Source organism: Psychrobacter sp. 78a-MNA-CIBAN-0178, from assembly GCF_040309625.1.
GTDB lineage: Bacteria > Pseudomonadota > Gammaproteobacteria > Pseudomonadales > Moraxellaceae > Psychrobacter > Psychrobacter okhotskensis.
On the sequence record NZ_JBEOOZ010000015.1, the window covers coordinates 20,968 to 37,769 of the forward strand.

At 43.0% G+C, this 16,802-nt stretch carries 14 protein-coding genes; 12 read left to right on the top strand and 2 right to left on the bottom strand.

Annotated features, from left to right (window positions below; genetic code table 11):
* The first annotated feature begins 151 nt into the window (after nt 1-151).
* The 5 genes from AAEY80_RS09495 (at nt 152) to truC (ending at nt 5,958) form a co-directional block, all read left to right on the top strand.
* The gene (locus tag AAEY80_RS09495) at nt 152-1,933 is read left to right on the top strand and encodes an NAD(P)/FAD-dependent oxidoreductase (protein ID WP_350588237.1); all 1,782 of its coding nucleotides are present in this window, start codon (nt 152-154) and stop codon (nt 1,931-1,933) included.
* 16 nt (nt 1,934-1,949) lie between these two features.
* Nucleotides 1,950-3,008: a DUF1365 domain-containing protein gene (locus AAEY80_RS09500; RefSeq protein ID WP_350588238.1), complete on the top strand. Its 1,059-nt coding sequence runs from the start codon at nt 1,950-1,952 to the stop codon at nt 3,006-3,008.
* 132 nt (nt 3,009-3,140) lie between these two features.
* A complete protein-coding gene (locus AAEY80_RS09505; RefSeq protein ID WP_350588240.1) occupies nt 3,141-4,535 on the top strand; it encodes a class I SAM-dependent methyltransferase in 1,395 nt (464 codons plus the stop codon).
* Nucleotides 4,536-4,611: 76 nt separating this feature from the next.
* Entirely contained in the window at nt 4,612-5,022 is a 411-nt protein-coding gene (locus AAEY80_RS09510; RefSeq protein WP_025652090.1) for a DUF2177 family protein, read from the top strand.
* 135 nt (nt 5,023-5,157) lie between these two features.
* Complete coding sequence (truC, locus tag AAEY80_RS09515; RefSeq protein ID WP_350588241.1) at nt 5,158-5,958, top strand: tRNA pseudouridine(65) synthase TruC; 801 nt, start codon at nt 5,158-5,160, stop codon at nt 5,956-5,958.
* A gap of 159 nt (nt 5,959-6,117) precedes the next feature.
* Here the strand turns inward: truC and ampC are convergent, their stop codons facing one another.
* Nucleotides 6,118-7,293, bottom strand: coding sequence for a class C beta-lactamase (gene ampC / locus AAEY80_RS09520; protein ID WP_201617379.1), 1,176 nt, complete (start codon nt 7,291-7,293; stop codon nt 6,118-6,120).
* A gap of 353 nt (nt 7,294-7,646) precedes the next feature.
* Here ampC and AAEY80_RS09525 point away from each other — a divergent pair, with 353 nt between their 5' ends.
* From AAEY80_RS09525 to AAEY80_RS09535, 3 genes are all read left to right on the top strand, one after another.
* Nucleotides 7,647-8,192, top strand: coding sequence for an acyl-CoA thioesterase (locus tag AAEY80_RS09525; RefSeq protein ID WP_025652093.1), 546 nt, complete (start codon nt 7,647-7,649; stop codon nt 8,190-8,192).
* Between the two features lie 231 nt (nt 8,193-8,423).
* Nucleotides 8,424-9,548 carry a cation diffusion facilitator family transporter gene (locus tag AAEY80_RS09530; protein WP_025652094.1) on the top strand — a complete coding sequence of 375 codons (1,125 nt, stop codon included), beginning with the start codon at nt 8,424-8,426 and terminating at the stop codon, nt 9,546-9,548.
* A gap of 11 nt (nt 9,549-9,559) precedes the next feature.
* Nucleotides 9,560-10,249, top strand: coding sequence for a DUF2059 domain-containing protein (locus AAEY80_RS09535; RefSeq protein ID WP_350588243.1), 690 nt, complete (start codon nt 9,560-9,562; stop codon nt 10,247-10,249).
* 142 nt (nt 10,250-10,391) lie between these two features.
* On the opposite strand, the gene dps is transcribed toward AAEY80_RS09535, so the two are convergent.
* Nucleotides 10,392-10,874, bottom strand: a complete 483-nt coding sequence (gene dps / locus AAEY80_RS09540; protein WP_025652096.1) for a DNA starvation/stationary phase protection protein Dps — start codon at nt 10,872-10,874, stop codon at nt 10,392-10,394.
* A gap of 513 nt (nt 10,875-11,387) precedes the next feature.
* Between dps and uvrB the strand changes: the two genes are divergently transcribed.
* From uvrB to AAEY80_RS09560, 4 genes are all read left to right on the top strand, one after another.
* Complete coding sequence (gene uvrB, locus AAEY80_RS09545; RefSeq protein ID WP_101211489.1) at nt 11,388-13,499, top strand: excinuclease ABC subunit UvrB; 2,112 nt, start codon at nt 11,388-11,390, stop codon at nt 13,497-13,499.
* 239 nt (nt 13,500-13,738) lie between these two features.
* A complete protein-coding gene (locus AAEY80_RS09550; protein ID WP_025652099.1) occupies nt 13,739-14,791 on the top strand; it encodes a pyridoxal phosphate-dependent aminotransferase in 1,053 nt (350 codons plus the stop codon).
* Between the two features lie 182 nt (nt 14,792-14,973).
* Nucleotides 14,974-16,026, top strand: a complete 1,053-nt coding sequence (locus tag AAEY80_RS09555; protein WP_350588244.1) for a pyridoxal phosphate-dependent aminotransferase — start codon at nt 14,974-14,976, stop codon at nt 16,024-16,026.
* Nucleotides 16,027-16,303: 277 nt separating this feature from the next.
* Nucleotides 16,304-16,681 (top strand): hypothetical protein, encoded by a 378-nt coding sequence (locus AAEY80_RS09560; RefSeq protein WP_025652101.1) that lies wholly within the window; start codon nt 16,304-16,306, stop codon nt 16,679-16,681.
* Nucleotides 16,682-16,802: the final 121 nt, after the last annotated feature.

A 16,802-nucleotide genomic window follows, 5' to 3' on the forward strand; every position in this document is an offset into this window, starting at 1 on the left:
AGGGCATGTCTTCATTGTTAGCCCTTTGAGATGAGTTTCAGTTGGATAGAGGATATGCTCTAACGATTAAATGAATGAAATGCCCTTGTGTTTATAAAATATCGCTCGTCCAAATAATAGCAAAAACAAAAATATAGAAAGGAATGCTTTTATGCTGTTTAACCGTCGTAAGCGTGCCAGTACGAATACAGTGTCAACCAATAAAAAACAGCCCAACGCCTTTAAAGATTCAGCTAATGCGCCCGCGAAAAAGCGTATCGCTATCATCGGATCGGGGGTCTCAGGACTGACTTGTGCTCATTATTTGGTCGCAGAGCATGAGGTGACGATATTTGAAGCCAGTGATTATATTGGCGGGCATGTAAATACCATTGATGTGGCGCTACAAGATGGCAAAAAAGCAAAGAGCAGTAAAGTAGAAAACAGCGCAATAGACACCGGTTTTATTGTCTTTAATGAGCGTACCTATCCCAACTTTTTTCTCTTACTCCATGAGTTACAAGTGCCGTTTCAAGCAACGGATATGAGCTTTTCAGTAAAAAATATCGCGCGTCATTTTGAGTATAACGGTCACACGCTCAATACCTTATTATCGCAGCGCAAGAATGTCCTCAATCCTAAGTTTTGGCAATTTATCAAAGATATCCTACAGTTTAATAAGCATATCAAGCAGCTGCGCCAAGATTATGATGCGGCGCGTGCACAGGGGCAAGATGTCAGCGGTTTTACTGCGCAAACATTGGGCGATTATCTAGCGCAAAAACGCTATGGGTCGCTATTTACCGATAATTATCTGCTGCCTATGGTGTCTGCTATTTGGTCAGCCAGTCTGGATGACGTACAAGATTTCCCATTGGTATTTTTTGCCCAGTTTTTTGATAATCATGGACTGCTCGATGTAGTCAATCGTCCGCAATGGTTCACCATCAAAGGCGGCTCTAAACAATATGTCAATAAATTGCTGCCACGCTTTGTCAAGGCAGGCGGCCAGGTAAGGGTAAATTGCCCGGTGCAGTCTGTTACTCGTATGGGTGCTGATGATGGCGACAAGGTGACGTTGACCATTCAAGATAAGAGCCGCACTGATGATAAGGTTGAACACCTTGTGTTTGATGACGTTATCTTTGCTTGTCATGCAGATACCGCGCTCAAGATTCTAGCAGATGCCAGTACCGATGAAGCTGAGGTGTTGAGTCATTTCCGCTTTAGCAAAAATACCGCTGTCCTGCATACTGATACTCAGGTGTTGCCCAACAAGCCTCTAGCATGGGCAAGCTGGAACTATCTTATTGGTAATGAGACAGATGCAAAGGATGCTTTAAAAAATGACGTGATTGATGCTGGCAAGCAGGCTGCCTCAAAGCCAGTACTGACTTATCATATGAATATCTTGCAGCGGCTGACCAAAAAGCATAATTATTTGGTCACCCTCAATCCAGCAACCGTTGATAAAGGTATTGATGACAGACAAGTTATTAAGCGTATTGACTATAGCCATCCTATCTTCGACAAGGCGATGATTGAGGCGCAGACACAATGGTCACGCATCTCTGGCAGTGGTTTGCATACGCATTTTTGCGGTGCGTATTGGTTCAATGGCTTTCATGAAGATGGTGTACGCAGTGGTCTAAGAGTTTGCCAAGCGCTTGGGTATGATATTGACATAAAAGACGAAGTCGACCCAAGTCACTTGCCGGATAGTGATAGCGCACACACGCCGTTTCGTTATAAAGACTTGCCAGTAAAAGCCGATAAACAGTCGCGCACACTGACAAAGCGTCAGGTAGTGACGGCAACGACCAATCAAGAATTGGTTGATTACGTTCACCGTTTACAGTCTGCCGCTACTGACTCGCCGCAAAAGAAAAAACGTGGCTTATTTGGTCGGCGTAAAGCCGAGCAACATAGTACCAAGCAGCATAGTAATGAGTGAAATAAAAGAGAGCATTATGATGACCCCAGTGCATCCGTCTCACGCAATGTCAACTCATGAGTTACCTTGTACCTCTGACAGCTTGCCGCACCAGTTATTTCATGGGAATACGTGGCACAGTCGGCTACTGCCAAATGTGCATAAGTTTGTGTATCCGTATCGCTATTGGGGTGTCAATATTAGCGCGTTAGCATCAGGGCAGGCGCTCCCCAAAGTCGATACAGCAGGCTTTGGTAAACGTAAGCGCTTAAAAGGGCTGCCACTATTTTCCACAGGAAAAAAGGCCCTACAGCAGTTTTATCCTGATGACTATCTGCAGGGCATATCACAAGAATTAGGTTCGCAAGAGCCAAATAGCCTAAGTGAAAGTAATGATCCAAATGATGCCAGAAAATCGCTTGATGTAAATTCTAAAAACGGTGAAGAAGCTAATAATAGAGTAGCCAACAATAAATTAGCCAACGTCAGTAGCTATCAAGAGCTTGAGCAGAGACTGCGTCAGGCTTTTATGAACCATGCTGGTAGCGCGCCAAGTGGTGACATGCTGGGTTTGGTTGTCTGCCGCAATGCTGGCATATATTTTAGCCCCGTGAATTTTTATCTGGGTTTCAATGAGCAGCAACAGCCGACACATTTACTGGCTGAGGTCTCTAATACGCCGTGGAATAAACGTCACTATTACGGATTTTTATTAGATGGGACGGATACCGAATTCTGCCATGATAAAGACTTTCATGTCTCACCATTTAATCCTATCGACCAGCTCTATCGCTGGCAGGTTAAAGTTAAAAAACAGCCAGATAACTGCTTACAAGTGCGTATTGCCATCGATATTAGCGACGAGCGGGGAGAGGTGCTAAAGACTGGTATCAAGGTGTCTGGGGTGCCGATGACCGAGGCAACGGTTCGCGATAGCTTACGCAAAAATCCGCTGATGAATATGACCTCGCTAACGCGTATTTATTGGCATGCGTTTAAGCTTTATGCGATTAAAAAAGTGCCTTATATTAATTATGATGAAAAGCTAGCCGATAGCAAACAGCAGCAAGCGGCTAATAAAAAAGACATCATTTAGCCAGTGCAAAGTTAACATTCGGTATAAATGTAAAACTCAGTACAGAATTGAAATCAAGTTTCAGAATTAAGCCACGCGACTTCAAGAGCCTAATGTCCAAACATAAGGCCTTTAGATAAGGATAAGTAGACGATGTCAGCACGACCGACCAATAGAAATCCAGCTTCGACATTAGGAAGATTTACCGCACGTATCAATAAAACCGTCAATGACAGCACCGTATTGCGACCAGTCAATGACCGTATTAATAATTTGGCACGAAAGTTGATCTTTCGCGCGTTGGAGCATATGCAGTTTGGCAGCCTCACATTGATCGAAGCATTCGATGAGCAAGCGCCTAAGACCCAGAGCTTTGGTACCAAGGCATCTGAGGCGATGAGCAGCTCAGCAGTGGGTCGCCATCCCTTAAACGTCACATTGATGATTCATGACAGTGCCGCCTATCGCCAATTGTTATTTGGTGGTTCGATTGCCCTAGCAGATAGTTATATCAATGGCGAGTGGGATACGGATGATCTGACAGGCTTGATTCGACTGGCAGCGCGCAACTTAGCCGTGCTTAACCAGTTAGAAAACCGCTTCGCTGCGGTCAGCAAAACTTTTGAAAAAACCAAGCACCGACTGCGTAGTAATGATAAATCTGGCTCAAAATCCAATATCTTAGCGCATTATGATTTGGGCAATGATATGTATGAGCGGTTTTTGGACGATACCATGATGTACTCATCGGCAGTATATCAGTCGCCTGATACGACACTGAGCGATGCCCAGCAGCATAAGCTAGCGCTTATCTGTCAGCGTCTACAACTGAGCGCTGACGATCATGTCATTGAAATCGGTACTGGCTGGGGCGGCTTTGCTATTTATGCCGCCAAGCATTACGGCTGTCATATAACGACAACGACCATCTCAGATGCGCAGTATAACGAGGCACAGCAGCGGGTCGAAGCTGCCGGACTGTCTGATAAAATCACCCTTCTCAAGCAGGATTATCGTGAGCTGACTGGGCAGTATGACAAGCTGGTCAGTATTGAGATGATTGAAGCGGTCGGACATGAATTCTTGCCGACGTTTTTTGCCAAGTGTAATAGCTTGCTTAAGCCAACAGGGTTGATGGTGCTGCAAGCGATTACCTTTAATGATCAGAACTATCAAGACTATATCGATTCGGTCGACTTTATCCAGACCCATATTTTCCCTGGTGGCTGTCTGCTCTCAAACCAAGAGCTCAATACCCAGTTTACTGAGCAGACCGATATGGTCATCAAACAGTTGCATGATTATGGCTTTGATTATGCCTATACATTACGCGATTGGCGCACAGCTTTTATGGCGCAGCGCAATGAAATCAAAGCACTCGGTTATGATGAAGCCTTTATTCGCTTGTGGGAGTTTTATTTCTGCTACTGTGAAGGCGGCTTTTTGGAGCGTACCATCGGTGTGGTACAAGTAACAGCGGTCAAACCAAATAACATCGACACGCTACATTTTTCTGATTTACCAGCGGCAGACAAGGTATCCGCTTAACGCACTGTTTGACATGAGGTTGCGTATTGGTGCAAAAGCGCCTAATGCTGAGCAACCCTGATAAAAGGATATTATTATGGCTTACGTATTTATCTATCTGGCTGCTGTTGTCATATTTTTGGGTGTTGATGCAGTTTGGCTTACGACCATGAAAGGGGCTTTTTATGAGTCGCGTATCGGTCATCTATTGGCTGATGAGCCCAATATGATGGCCGCTGGCGTGTTTTATATGTTTTACATATTGGCACTTTGTATATTGGTTCTGTATCCGCAAATCAAAGCACAGGCATCGGTCGGCCATATCTTCTTACTGGGTGGTCTGATAGGACTGATGGCATATGGCACTTATGACTTTACCAACTTAGCTTTGTATAAAGGCTTTACCTTAGATACCGCGTTAGTAGATTTTGCGTGGGGCGGAATTTTAACTGGCTCAGTGAGTGCGATCGTCGCTTGGCTGGCGTACCGTTTTCATTGGTTGAGCTAACCAGCATATACCGCCTATTTCTCTGAAACACAGTCCGAATTTATTATGTCACTACAAGGGCAATAAAATAAAAAGGGTATATATAAAAGACAGTAGATATATAATTACATTATTTAAAATAATAGTAACTAAAGTATGAGCATCGAAAACATAGATATCGAAGGTAGCACAGTCAATCAAACCGCTAATCTAATAGAGATTATCTATGAAGATGAGTTTTTGGTGGCGATTAATAAAGAGGCGGGTTTACTCGTACATCGCAGTTGGCTGGACAAAGGCGAGACCCGCTTTGCCATGCAACTCACTCGTGATGCAGTAGGTTGCCATGTATTTCCGGTGCATCGGTTAGACAAGCCGACATCAGGCGTGTTGTTGTTCGCCAAGAGCCCAAGCGTCGCGCGCAGCCTTACCGAGGCTTTTACTGCCCATAACGTTACCAAGCAGTATTTAGCTGTGGTGCGCGGTTTTATGCCAGAGCAGGGTACTGTTGATTATGCGTTGAGTTTCAAGCCCGACGCCATTGCCGATAAGTTTGCCAACTTGGACAAACCCGCTCAAGATGCGGTGACCCACTGGCAGAGTTTGGCTCAAATTGAGCTGCCATTTGCGGTATCAAAAAAGCATGATACGAGCCGCTACAGTCTAGTGCGCTTAACACCTGAGACTGGTCGCAAGCATCAGCTGCGTCGACACATGAGACATTTATTTCATCACATAGTGGGTGATACTAGCCACGGCGACGGACGGCACAACAGATTTTTTCGTACTCAATATGGCTGCGAGCGCATGCTGCTGCATGCCCAAACTTTAGCGTTTAGCCATCCAGTCACCGGTGAGCCATTGTTGCTAAAAGCAGGACTAGACGATCAATGGATGAACGTCTTGGAAGAGTTCTATTGGGTAAATGCGCTATATATTAAGCAGGATAAAGTTTAGGTTCTGTCTTAGAAGGTCATATCAAAGTAGTTGAAATACAGTCACTACAGATGAAGGCTTAAATCCTGAGTGAGGACTTGAAGCTTGATATCCGGTCTATATGTGCTAATAGGTCGAGCTGTTGATACAATATCAGCGTACTTAGCTGGTGGCTCATGCTCAATGAGTTATTGCATTCTCTAAAATCATATACGCTGCTTTGACCCTATCTGCATTGGGATAATTTTTATTTGCCAGAATGATAATGCCTGATTTTTCGGCAGGAATATAAGCGATATAGCCACCAAACCCATTAGTAGCGCCTGTTTTGTTGACCCAGACATTGTTTAAAATAGGCGTTGGATGGTTGTCTATTTTAATGGCTTGAGGCTTTAGCACCACATCCATTGAGTTACCTTCGAGTAAGGTATCTAGCTGAGTAGGATAAGGGTACATCTCCCATCCTAACCCTTGTGTAAAAGTGCTCGCCTGATAGTAACCCTTTCTATTATTGTCTAACGCTTGCTGAATATCTTTATCCAACGGCACAAGACCCATATTAGCAGCCATAAAATGCGTCATATCTTTAATGGTGGATTTAATGCCATAGGCTTCAGCGTCTAACATGCCAGCATTGACTCGGATAGCATCGCCAGCAGCGTTATAACCAAATGCATAATCCGCCATTTTGTCACTAGGCACATTGATAAAGGTGTTGGGCATATTGAGTGACGGTAGTATTTTTTCTTCCATCAATTGTGTGTAATCAACGTCCATGCTCAATGCCGATATATAACCAAACAGACCGATACTGGCATTGGAATATAAACGCTTTGAGTTGACCGGAAAGACTGGCTGCCAAGATTTATAATAACGGAGCAACTCTTTATTATTTTTAACCTCATCAGGTACTTGTAGCGGTAGACCACCAGCGGAATAGGTGGCTAGGTTTATAAGCTTAGTATTGCCAATGGTGCTGTTTTTTAGGTAGGGAATATATTTATCAGCCGTATCTTCTAATTTAAGTGTGCCATTTAATTCTGAATAACTGGCTAAGGTAGCAGCAAACGTCTTACTGATTGAGCCTAGCTCAAAAACAGTGTTTTCTGAGACAGGTATTTTGGCTTTCTTATCAGCCAAACCATAATAATATAAATGTGATTTACCATCGATAATAACGCCAAAAGCCATTCCTGAAATATTATGCTCATTCATTAGTAATTTGGCTTGTTGATCAACGGCGCTCTTTAGTTGGCCATTATTATCTGCTGCTTGTACGGTTCCAGATAGTAATGCTGCTGTCACTAAAGCGGTAAGTCCCACTTGATTTAAAAGGGTTTGAAAGTGCTGTTTCATTATAGGGTTGCTCGTTTATTCTGATAGATTTATTAACGATCGTTTGATGCTTCAATGATTATGGGAACAACTCTTACTTTAATTTTAGGAGTATTATTTCATGATACTTAACCTCTGACAATATAGAGCTGTCCAGTACAATGGATTGATTCCTCTGAAGTACTCACCAATATAACCAGCTATTTGCATCCCTAAATCCTATTTATAAAACACTCAAAATAGACTGCTATAATGCAACCTATTATAATAGATTGTGAGAATCGTTATCTTTATAAAAAAATACTTAAGTCATGTGCTCAAAACCCGTTTGGTCACTTAAGACCAATAAATTTTAGAAAACCGTAAGGAATGTTATGCCCCAGTACAATACTACCTCAACTGCCAAAAAAGCCCCTTTAAATCATGAGCTATATATGACGGTGCTAATGACCCCTGATATGGCAAATTTCATCGGCAATGTCCATGGTGGTGATTTGCTCAAAATGCTCGATCAGGTCGCTTATGCCTGTGCCAGTCGCTATAGCGGTAACTATGTGGTGACCCTATCAGTTGATCAAGTGATGTTTCGTGAGCCAATCTATGTGGGTGAGCTAGTGACCTTTGCTGCGAGCGTCAACTACGTGGGTAGAACGTCGATGGAAGTAGGCATACGTGTCGAAGCAGAAGATGTACGGGCGCGCACGGTTCGTCATACCAATAGCTGCTACTTTACGATGGTCGCCATTGATGACAATGGCAAGCCAACGCCAGCGCCACCGCTTGATATCAAAAATGTGATGCAGCAGTGTCGTTTTGATGCAGGCTTAGAGCGTAAAAATCTACGTATGCAAAGCTCACACCGTCCTAGCTGTGATATAGAAGATATGATTGGTGAGCTGTCAAGTAGTCGTGAAGATTAAGCCAAATAGAACGCTTAGCCAAGGGTTGTAAATTAAGAGCTAAGATAGTGTTGGTCATCTAAAGTAAACAGCGATTCACTAAAAAGTTACTGATAGTTTATCTAAGACTGCGCTATCTTTTATGCTAGCCATTGCGGTTGCTTCATAAGTATTTACTAGAACAGCATTTACTGTAAGCAAAAACTAGGATAGAGACAATGGTTACCCATTCGCTATTTTACTGAGACTATTATGAGTTTAAAGCCATCAAAAACCAATTCACATAGTCCTACTACTGATCAGCCAGCACCGCATCATAATCGTGCTCGCGGTACTGGTACGCTCATTAATAAGACCCATTCTGATGGTAGTTCTCGTTCTGGCTTCGATGATGTGTCTAAGCCAGCAGCCGATAAAGATGAGCAACATTCTGCCTCATTGACGACGGTATTGATTGCTGTTGGGGCCAACCTCATCATTGCGATTGCCAAAACCATAGCCGCCTTTATGACGGGTTCTGCCTCTATGATCGCAGAGTCTGCGCATTCTTGGGCAGATGCAGGTAATGGGACTTTATTAATTGTCGCCGAAAAAAAGGCCATCAAACCTGCTGATAAAAGCCATCCGCTTGGCTACGGTAAAGAGTCGTATGTCTGGTCGATGATTGCCGCTTTTGGTGTTTTTATGGCAGGCTCTATTGTCTCCATTTATACTGGTATTACCGAGTGGAACGCGGCTGAGAGTGAGACCGACTATACGATTGGGTTTATTATATTAGCAGTAGCTTTTGTACTCGAAGGCTTTTCGTTAGGACAGGCTTACTTGCAAAGCAAAAAGCATGGTGAAGCGATCAATGTCAGCGCCATCGGCTATGTGGTCGATACGTCTAACCCCACTTTGCGCGGTGTGTTTTTTGAAGATTTAGCGGCTGTGATTGGCTTGCTTGTTGCTGCGGCTGCGATGGGTATGCATGCTTATACCGGACAACCCTTTTGGGATGCGCTAGGTTCTATCGTCGTCGGCCTATTATTGGGTGTGGTTGCTATCTTTTTAATCAGCCGTAATCGCGACTTTTTGGTCGGCTATAAAGTGTCCGATAGGATGCATTCCTATGCGTTGAGCGAGCTGCTCAATCATCCAGATATTGATAGTGTGTCTTACTTGCATCTAGAGTGGGTAGGGCCAAAAAAAATATTTATGGTGGCGGCAGTAGATATCGCTGGTAATCAAAAAGAAAAAGAAATCGCGCAAAAATTTGAAGACATTGAAAGCCAGTTCCGTGCCGATCCCTTATTCCAAGAAGCCATTTTGACATTGTCAGTGCCTAATGCTGAGGTGCTCAGTTTGCCCAAAAGTAACGATAAAGTTGCCTCATAATGAGAAGTAATATGAAACTAAGTCTGCAATCTATTGTAGAAAGTAAAGTCGGCTGTTCCATCATGGTTCGTTCATTAAGTGTGGCGGTTATGATGATTACTACAGTAGTCAGTCTGACTCAGGCCAACGCTGAGTTAGTTATTCACAATGAGCCTGCTCAACAGCAGATAGTAAGTGCCAATAGCGATTCTATTAACAATACCGCTTTCATGAATAATGATATCTTCCCAACAGATACGTCTATTGTTAAGTTGATGCAAGTGATGCATATTGATGAGCAAATAGAATCTATCGTTAACGGGCAACAAGCGGCTATCGATGCTATTAATACGCAACAGACGCGCACTCAACAAAGAGACAATGGCAAACTGAACAAACGCCAACGTGAGCTACAAGAGCAAATTCAAAGTGTATTGGGTCAATATGCCAAGATAATGACCAATGGTATAGGCAACGCCACTGACAAGCAGACGTTGACCCAAGCGTATATTAACGCAGCAAAAAATTACTATACGCAAGCGGAAGTTGATGCTCAAATTGGTTTTTATGACACAGTAGTTGGTCAAAGTATCTTGGCTAAACAGCCACAAATTACAGCAGCCTTTTTAAAGCAATCTTTGCCTGATGATACTAGTGAGACAGAAGCGCAATTGGGTGAGTTATTACCGCAAATGCAAGAGATTATCAAAGGTGTATTTTAATTGATAGTTTAGCTATTTTAGCGCCAATCTTAATTTTGTCACGCATAAAAAAAGGTCACCCAATGGAGTGACCTTTTCTTTTTTACTTTATCTATAGCGATTCGACTAATCGGTATTGAGATTAATCAAAACTATAAAATATTCATTTTTTTGGTGCATTAGCGCCAATGAACCATGCATCTTTATCAACAGTACGGCTAACTTCTGTTAGTAGATCGGCAGTATCTTCATCGCCTGCATCACCTGCAGTATCGATGCCTTCACGTAATGATGCTGCAATGGTTTTATAACGATTGGTCAGCTCACGTACATGCTGATCAACTTCGCTGATATCAGTAGGGTAAGTCTCTAAGATAGAGTCTTCAACCACACGCTTAGAGATACCATTGGCCTTACCGCCTAGGATAACAATACGTTCAGCGACCGTATCATAAGCTTCAGTCAAGCGGCTATAGGTATCATCAAGTAGTTGATGCACACCGATAAAGCCAGTACCTTGAAGGTTCCAGTGACATTGCTTACTGTCCATACTCAAATCAATGAGATTTGCTAAGTTAGCATTCAATAAGTCGATCATTTTCTTTGCGGTTGCGTCGTCTATTCCACTTGCGTAACGTTCTCTCATATTTTACTCCATTATTTAGATTTATTTTATTGGGTTTACTTTTCTTTTTATTAGAAAGGTATCCAAGCACCGTTTGATTCATCTCTTTAGATTGGTTGGTTCAAAGTAACCATAGGCCAATTACTATAAAAGACATATTGTTAAAAAAGACAGATTGCTATAAATAAAGTTTGTCTATGGACTGTACTTATTTTCAACAGTGCTTGTTCTTAACGAGTTATTTCATAAACGATAATAGCAGCTCATGGCACTGTTGGTGACCTCAAGCGTTAGGCTTTGTTAGGTGGTCGTGTAATGACTTTGTTAACCATGAAAAGCTTTGTAAATTTATCAGAGTCTGTGTGCGGTTTTTATGACAATTTGCAATTTTTCTCATCATAAATTCTATCTCTATCAGCGCTGTTCTATGACGGGCTATACGAGCCTAGCCTAATGACTAGACTCACGATTGTCCTTTAAAAACTGCTCGTCAGACCCCATATTGTTATAAACCTAAAGAAGAAGAAAGCCATTATGCGTATGCCCGAACCGCGCTCATCGCGTCAGTTAAACCAATTGGCCACTCAGCTCCAAGGCGAAGCTGAAATTAGTGGTGTTAATGCGTCTGGGACGCAAATATCAAGTCGTGCTTTTGAGATGGTCACAGAGTTTGAGCCAGCAGGGGATCAACCGCAAGCGATTGAAAAGCTGGTCAAGGGTATCAATTCTGGTATGGATGAGCAGTTACTGCTGGGGGTGACGGGTTCTGGCAAGACCTATACCATGGCCAAGGTCATCTCTGAGACGCAGCGCCCAACCATTATCATGGCACATAACAAGACGCTTGCCGCGCAGTTATATGGTGAGTTCAAGTCATTTTTCCCCAACAATGCCGTTGAGTATTTTGTCAGCTATTATGATTATTACCAGCCGGAAGCTTATGTCGCTGCCAGTGATACTTTCATTGAAAAAGACAGTGCCATTAACGATCACATCGATCAGATGCGCCTGTCAGCGACACGAGCACTCCTAGAGCGCCGTGATGCGATTATCGTCGCCTCAGTATCGTGCATTTATGGTTTGGGTGATCCAGAAAGTTATCTAAAAATGCTGCTGCACGTCGTCGTCGGTGACAAAATCGATCGTACTGCTACCATTAAACGCCTCGTTGAAATGCAATATACGCGCAATGAGTTAGACTTTGGCCGTGGTACGTATCGCTTGCGTGGCGAGCTGCTAGATATTTATCCTGCTGAGTCTGAGCAGCTGGCGGTACGTGTGCATTTATTTGACAATGAAGTGGAGAAAATCACGTGGTTTGATCCCTTGACGGGTAAGACGGTACGTAGCGTGCCACGTATTACTATCTATCCAAAATCGCATTATGTGACGCCGCGCAACAAGTTAGAAGCTGCCAGTCATACCATTCGCGCTGAGCTTGAGCCACGTTTAGAATATTTCCGTGAAAATAACAAGCTGATTGAAGCACAGCGTCTCAAAGAGCGTACCCAGTATGATCTTGAGATGATTCAACAGCTCGGCTATTGCAACGGTATCGAAAACTATTCGCAGCATCTCTCTGGTCGTCCATCAGGGGAAGCGCCACCGACGTTGTTTGACTATATTCCAGAAGACGCACTGCTGTTCCTTGATGAGTCACATGTCACTGTTTCGCAAATCGGTGCAATGTATAAAGGCGATAGATCACGTAAAGAGAACTTGGTCAATTATGGTTTCCGTCTGCCAAGTGCTATGAATAATCGTCCGATGAAGTTTGAAGAGTGGGAGCGTATCAAGCCTAAGACTATTTATGTCAGTGCTACGCCTGCATTGTATGAGCTTGAACACAGCGAGCAAGTCGTTGAACAAGTCGTCCGTCCAACGGGTTTGATTGATCCTGAGATTGAGATTCGCCCTGTATTGACGCAGGTCGATGATGTGTTATCAGAGATTACTAAGCGTCGAGAAAAAGATGAGCGCGTGCTGATAACTACCTTGACCAAGCGCATGTCAGAAGATTTGACCAGTTATCTGAAAGAATACGACGTCAAAGTTGCTTATCTGCATTCGGATATTGATACTGTCGAGCGTATGCAAATCATTCATGAGTTGCGGACTGGCGTGCATGATGTACTGGTCGGTATTAACCTATTGCGTGAAGGTTTAGATATGCCAGAAGTGTCATTGGTCGCAATATTTGATGCGGACAAAGAAGGCTTCTTGCGTTCTGAGCGTGCCTTGATTCAGACCATTGGTCGTGCTGCGCGTCATATCAATGGTAAGGCTATCCTTTATGCTGATCGCATTACCAACAGTATGCAAAAGGCGATAGACGAGACCGACCGTCGCCGTGAAAAACAGGTAGCATTTAACCTTGAGCATAACATTACGCCAAAAGGGGCACGCCGTAGTATCACCGATAAAATCGATACGGGTGACGATCAGAATGCCAATGACAATCAAGTGATTCCTATCAAGAGCAATCTGCCTGATGTCGATATCAGCATTTTACGCAGTCCTGATTTGCTGGCGAAAGAAATCAACCGTCTTGAAAAGCTTATGAAGCAGATGTCACGTGACTTGAAATTTGAGGATGCCGCGAAAACGCGTGATAAAGTGCTAGAGTTAAAAGCGCATTTGATCTAATAGGTTATTTGAACTGTCGTTAATATCAGTTTGTATCTAACAAAAAGGTGAGTTGCCAACGGTGCAGCTCACCTTTTTTATGGTTTTCTTATCAGCAAAACAAACTCGATTTTTTTTCGATATAATTATAACTAATAATTGGTTATATCAAAACTTGTGTTTATACCAAATGCCACTTAATATGATATCAATGAGCAATATGAACTTATAACAACGGACGTTAAGGCACATAATCCATCATGAAAAATAATAAATTCTTAGAATTAAATGCGAATGAAAACTCACTAGGTATGGCAGATTCTGCCAAACAAGCCATTATAGAGTCTTTAGGTGAGGGCTTTCGTTATCCAGATAATCCACGCGCGGCGCTCATTAGCAAAATTTCCACCATCCATGGTGTGGCAAAAGACCAAATCTCCTTAGGCAATGGCTCGACTGAAAATATTCGAGCGACCTTACAGATGCTGCAAAACAAAGCACTAAAAGAGGGCAAGCAGTTTCAAATGGTGATTCCTGTGCCAACGTTTGATTGTGCAGAGATGTATGCAAATTCCATTGGCGTGCCTGTGGTCAAGATACCGTTAACCACTGAAAACTATGATTATGATTTTGATGAATTACAAAAAGTAGCTGACGATTTTGATGGTATTAGTCTGCTCTATATTTGCAATCCAAATAATCCAACTGGCATCATTACATCAACTTCAAGGCTTAAAACCTGGGTAAGTAATGCACCAGATAACCATTACTTTTTATTAGATCAAGCTTACTTGGAGTATGTGTCAGACCCAAGCTTTGAGAGTGGGATTGAGTGGGTGAAACAAGGGCTATCAGACAATCTTATTGTTATCCATACTTTTTCAAAGTTATGTGCTTTAGCTGGTATGCGAGTGGGCTACGCGGTTTCTAACCCGCAAGCTATTGAGACTGTCGAAGCCTTTATGTCTATGGACAATACCAACTTGTCGGGTGCGGTCGCCGCCATTACGACGTTAAATGATGCAGAATTTTTAGCACTCAGCTTGCGCAATACCAATCAATCGCGCCGGATGATTGAGACCGTGTTAGACGATCTGGGATTGCGTTATTTACCCTCACAGACCAATTTTATTTTTCATGAAATAAAGGGCGACTTAAAAACATACATCGATAGAATGCGAGACAATGGCATAAAGGTTGGGCGTGAATTTCCCCCTGTTACCGGATTCAACCGCCTAACGCTTGGCACGCCTGATGAGATGGCAGCATTTATTAAAGTATTAAAGCTGTTCCGTGAAAAAGGCTGGGTCTAATGCATGGCGTGCAAGATGCGCGTAGGGCACTTGTATTCACCTTGAATGCGCCTTACCATATTAATACTTATCGGTATAAAGCTTACCATTCATCTGACATACCAATGCAAAATAGTAGAGCAGTAAGTTTGATACTGCACATCGTAATTTTGGTGTTGATATAAATTAGGCGTATTACTATAGTGCTTACCAAGCAATTATTAGAGCTGAACTCTAACGAAAACTCACTGGGCATGGCAGACTCTGCCAAACAAGCTATCCTCGACTCTTTGCGCATCGGTTTTCGTTATCCAGATGATCAACGCGCTGCGCTTATTAGTCGAATTGCCAAGATAAATGGCGTGACCGAAAGCGAAGTGTCACTTGGCAACGGCTCTAGCGAAAACATCCGAACCGTGGTGCAGATGCTATTAAATTTTGCATTTAAGACCGGCAAGCGCTTCCAAGTGATTGTGCCTGATCCTACTTTTGCTTACGCTGAGTTGTATGCCAGCTCGCTTGACGTGCCCGTCATCAAAGTACCGTTGAAGCCCGAAAGCTACGATTTTGACTTTCAAGGTTTGCAAAAAGCTGCCGACGATTTTGATGGCATCAGCCTGTTTTATCTTTGCAACCCTAACAATCCAACTGCCACCATTACCTCAACCGCGCCTTTTAAACATTGGGTAGCAAACGCTCCTGCAAACCATTATTTCTTATTAGACGAAGCCTACTCAGAGTACGTCAACGACCAAAGCTTTGAGAGTGGCGTCGAGTGGGTAAAGCAGCAGCTAACAGCCAATCTAATTGTCGTTCGTACCTTTTCGAAGCTATGTGCTCTGGCTGGCATGCGCGTCGGTTATGCCATTGCCAATCCATCTATGATTGCGGCTATCGAGGCCTTTACTTCTATCGATAATACCAACCTTTCAGGTGCCGTTGCCGTGCTAGCAACCCTCGACGATGAGGGTTTTTTAGCCCGCAGTTTGCACAATACCAATCAATCACGGCAGATGGTTGAAGCGACTTTAGATGAGTTGGGGCTGAGCTATCTGCCCTCACAAGCTAACTTTATTTTTCATGAGGTCAACGGTGAGGTGAAGATTTATATGGACAGAATGCGCGAGTATGGCATTGTGGTCGGTCGCGAGTTCCCACCGATTGAGGGTTTCAGTCGGCTAACGCTTGGCACGCCTGATGAGATGGCTGTCTTCATTAAAGTACTAAAGTCGTTTCGTCAAAAGGGTTGGGTGTGATTAAGCCAGATAGAATAGTTTCATAATTAGAAAAGGGGAGTTGCCTAACGTACAGCCTCCCTTTTTTATTGCAATAGGATAGAGGAGCCAGAGCTAATATTTCATTTTTACCAACATCAAACGCAGTTTTACATATCCTGTCTTAAAAAATATCACGTCATCTTATAGTATTGACTCATAAAGCACGAACGAACAAGCAGCAGATTACATGCTGGACAGTGGCGATAAAATCAGGCGTGCTAACGTATATTATAATTTTAAGGTCAGGGATATATCCATGTTTGATATCAAATCATTTTTTAAAAGAGAAGTAGAAAAAAAACTCATCAATGTAGACGATTATATTTTTATGCCTGAGCGAGTAGAGATGGAGCTAGAGGGCGGATTATTAAATTGTGTACTCAACAGTGATGGTCGAGTCGATATTTTTTATAGTAAGCAAGGCGTGACAGAGGTTAGCTCGGCATCACGTAAGCACCCCTTTACGGCATTCGAAACTGAGCTATATCATGGTGTTTATGATGACGTTATTAATGATTTGATCAAAGAAGTAGACAAGATTATCGATGGCTCTTCTAAGTATTTTAGTCGCAGCAAAATACTGCCCTTTACAGCAGCGCTGTCACAGAGTCCAGTTGATAAAAACAAGTTCTAAGCCAAGCTAATACGCTGAGAGGAGTGAACGATACAAAGACTCAGCAACAAAAAGGGTACGTTATTTATAACGCACCCTTTTTATTATTTTGTATTCTCAACGAACATTACTTTAACGCTTT

Excerpts from the sequence above, each read along its gene's own strand:
- AAEY80_RS09495 (WP_350588237.1), top strand. The coding sequence starts at position 152 with ATGCTGTTTAACCGTCGTAAGCGTGCCAGTACGAATACAGTGTCAACC.
- AAEY80_RS09500 (WP_350588238.1), top strand. The coding sequence starts at position 1,950 with ATGATGACCCCAGTGCATCCGTCTCACGCAATGTCAACTCATGAGTTA.
- AAEY80_RS09505 (WP_350588240.1), top strand. The coding sequence starts at position 3,141 with ATGTCAGCACGACCGACCAATAGAAATCCAGCTTCGACATTAGGAAGA.
- AAEY80_RS09510 (WP_025652090.1), top strand. The coding sequence starts at position 4,612 with ATGGCTTACGTATTTATCTATCTGGCTGCTGTTGTCATATTTTTGGGT.
- truC (WP_350588241.1), top strand. The coding sequence starts at position 5,158 with ATGAGCATCGAAAACATAGATATCGAAGGTAGCACAGTCAATCAAACC.
- ampC (WP_201617379.1), bottom strand. The coding sequence starts at position 7,293 with ATGAAACAGCACTTTCAAACCCTTTTAAATCAAGTGGGACTTACCGCT.
- AAEY80_RS09525 (WP_025652093.1), top strand. The coding sequence starts at position 7,647 with ATGCCCCAGTACAATACTACCTCAACTGCCAAAAAAGCCCCTTTAAAT.
- AAEY80_RS09530 (WP_025652094.1), top strand. The coding sequence starts at position 8,424 with ATGAGTTTAAAGCCATCAAAAACCAATTCACATAGTCCTACTACTGAT.
- AAEY80_RS09535 (WP_350588243.1), top strand. The coding sequence starts at position 9,560 with ATGAAACTAAGTCTGCAATCTATTGTAGAAAGTAAAGTCGGCTGTTCC.
- dps (WP_025652096.1), bottom strand. The coding sequence starts at position 10,874 with ATGAGAGAACGTTACGCAAGTGGAATAGACGACGCAACCGCAAAGAAA.
- uvrB (WP_101211489.1), top strand. The coding sequence starts at position 11,388 with ATGCGTATGCCCGAACCGCGCTCATCGCGTCAGTTAAACCAATTGGCC.
- AAEY80_RS09550 (WP_025652099.1), top strand. The coding sequence starts at position 13,739 with ATGAAAAATAATAAATTCTTAGAATTAAATGCGAATGAAAACTCACTA.
- AAEY80_RS09560 (WP_025652101.1), top strand. The coding sequence starts at position 16,304 with ATGTTTGATATCAAATCATTTTTTAAAAGAGAAGTAGAAAAAAAACTC.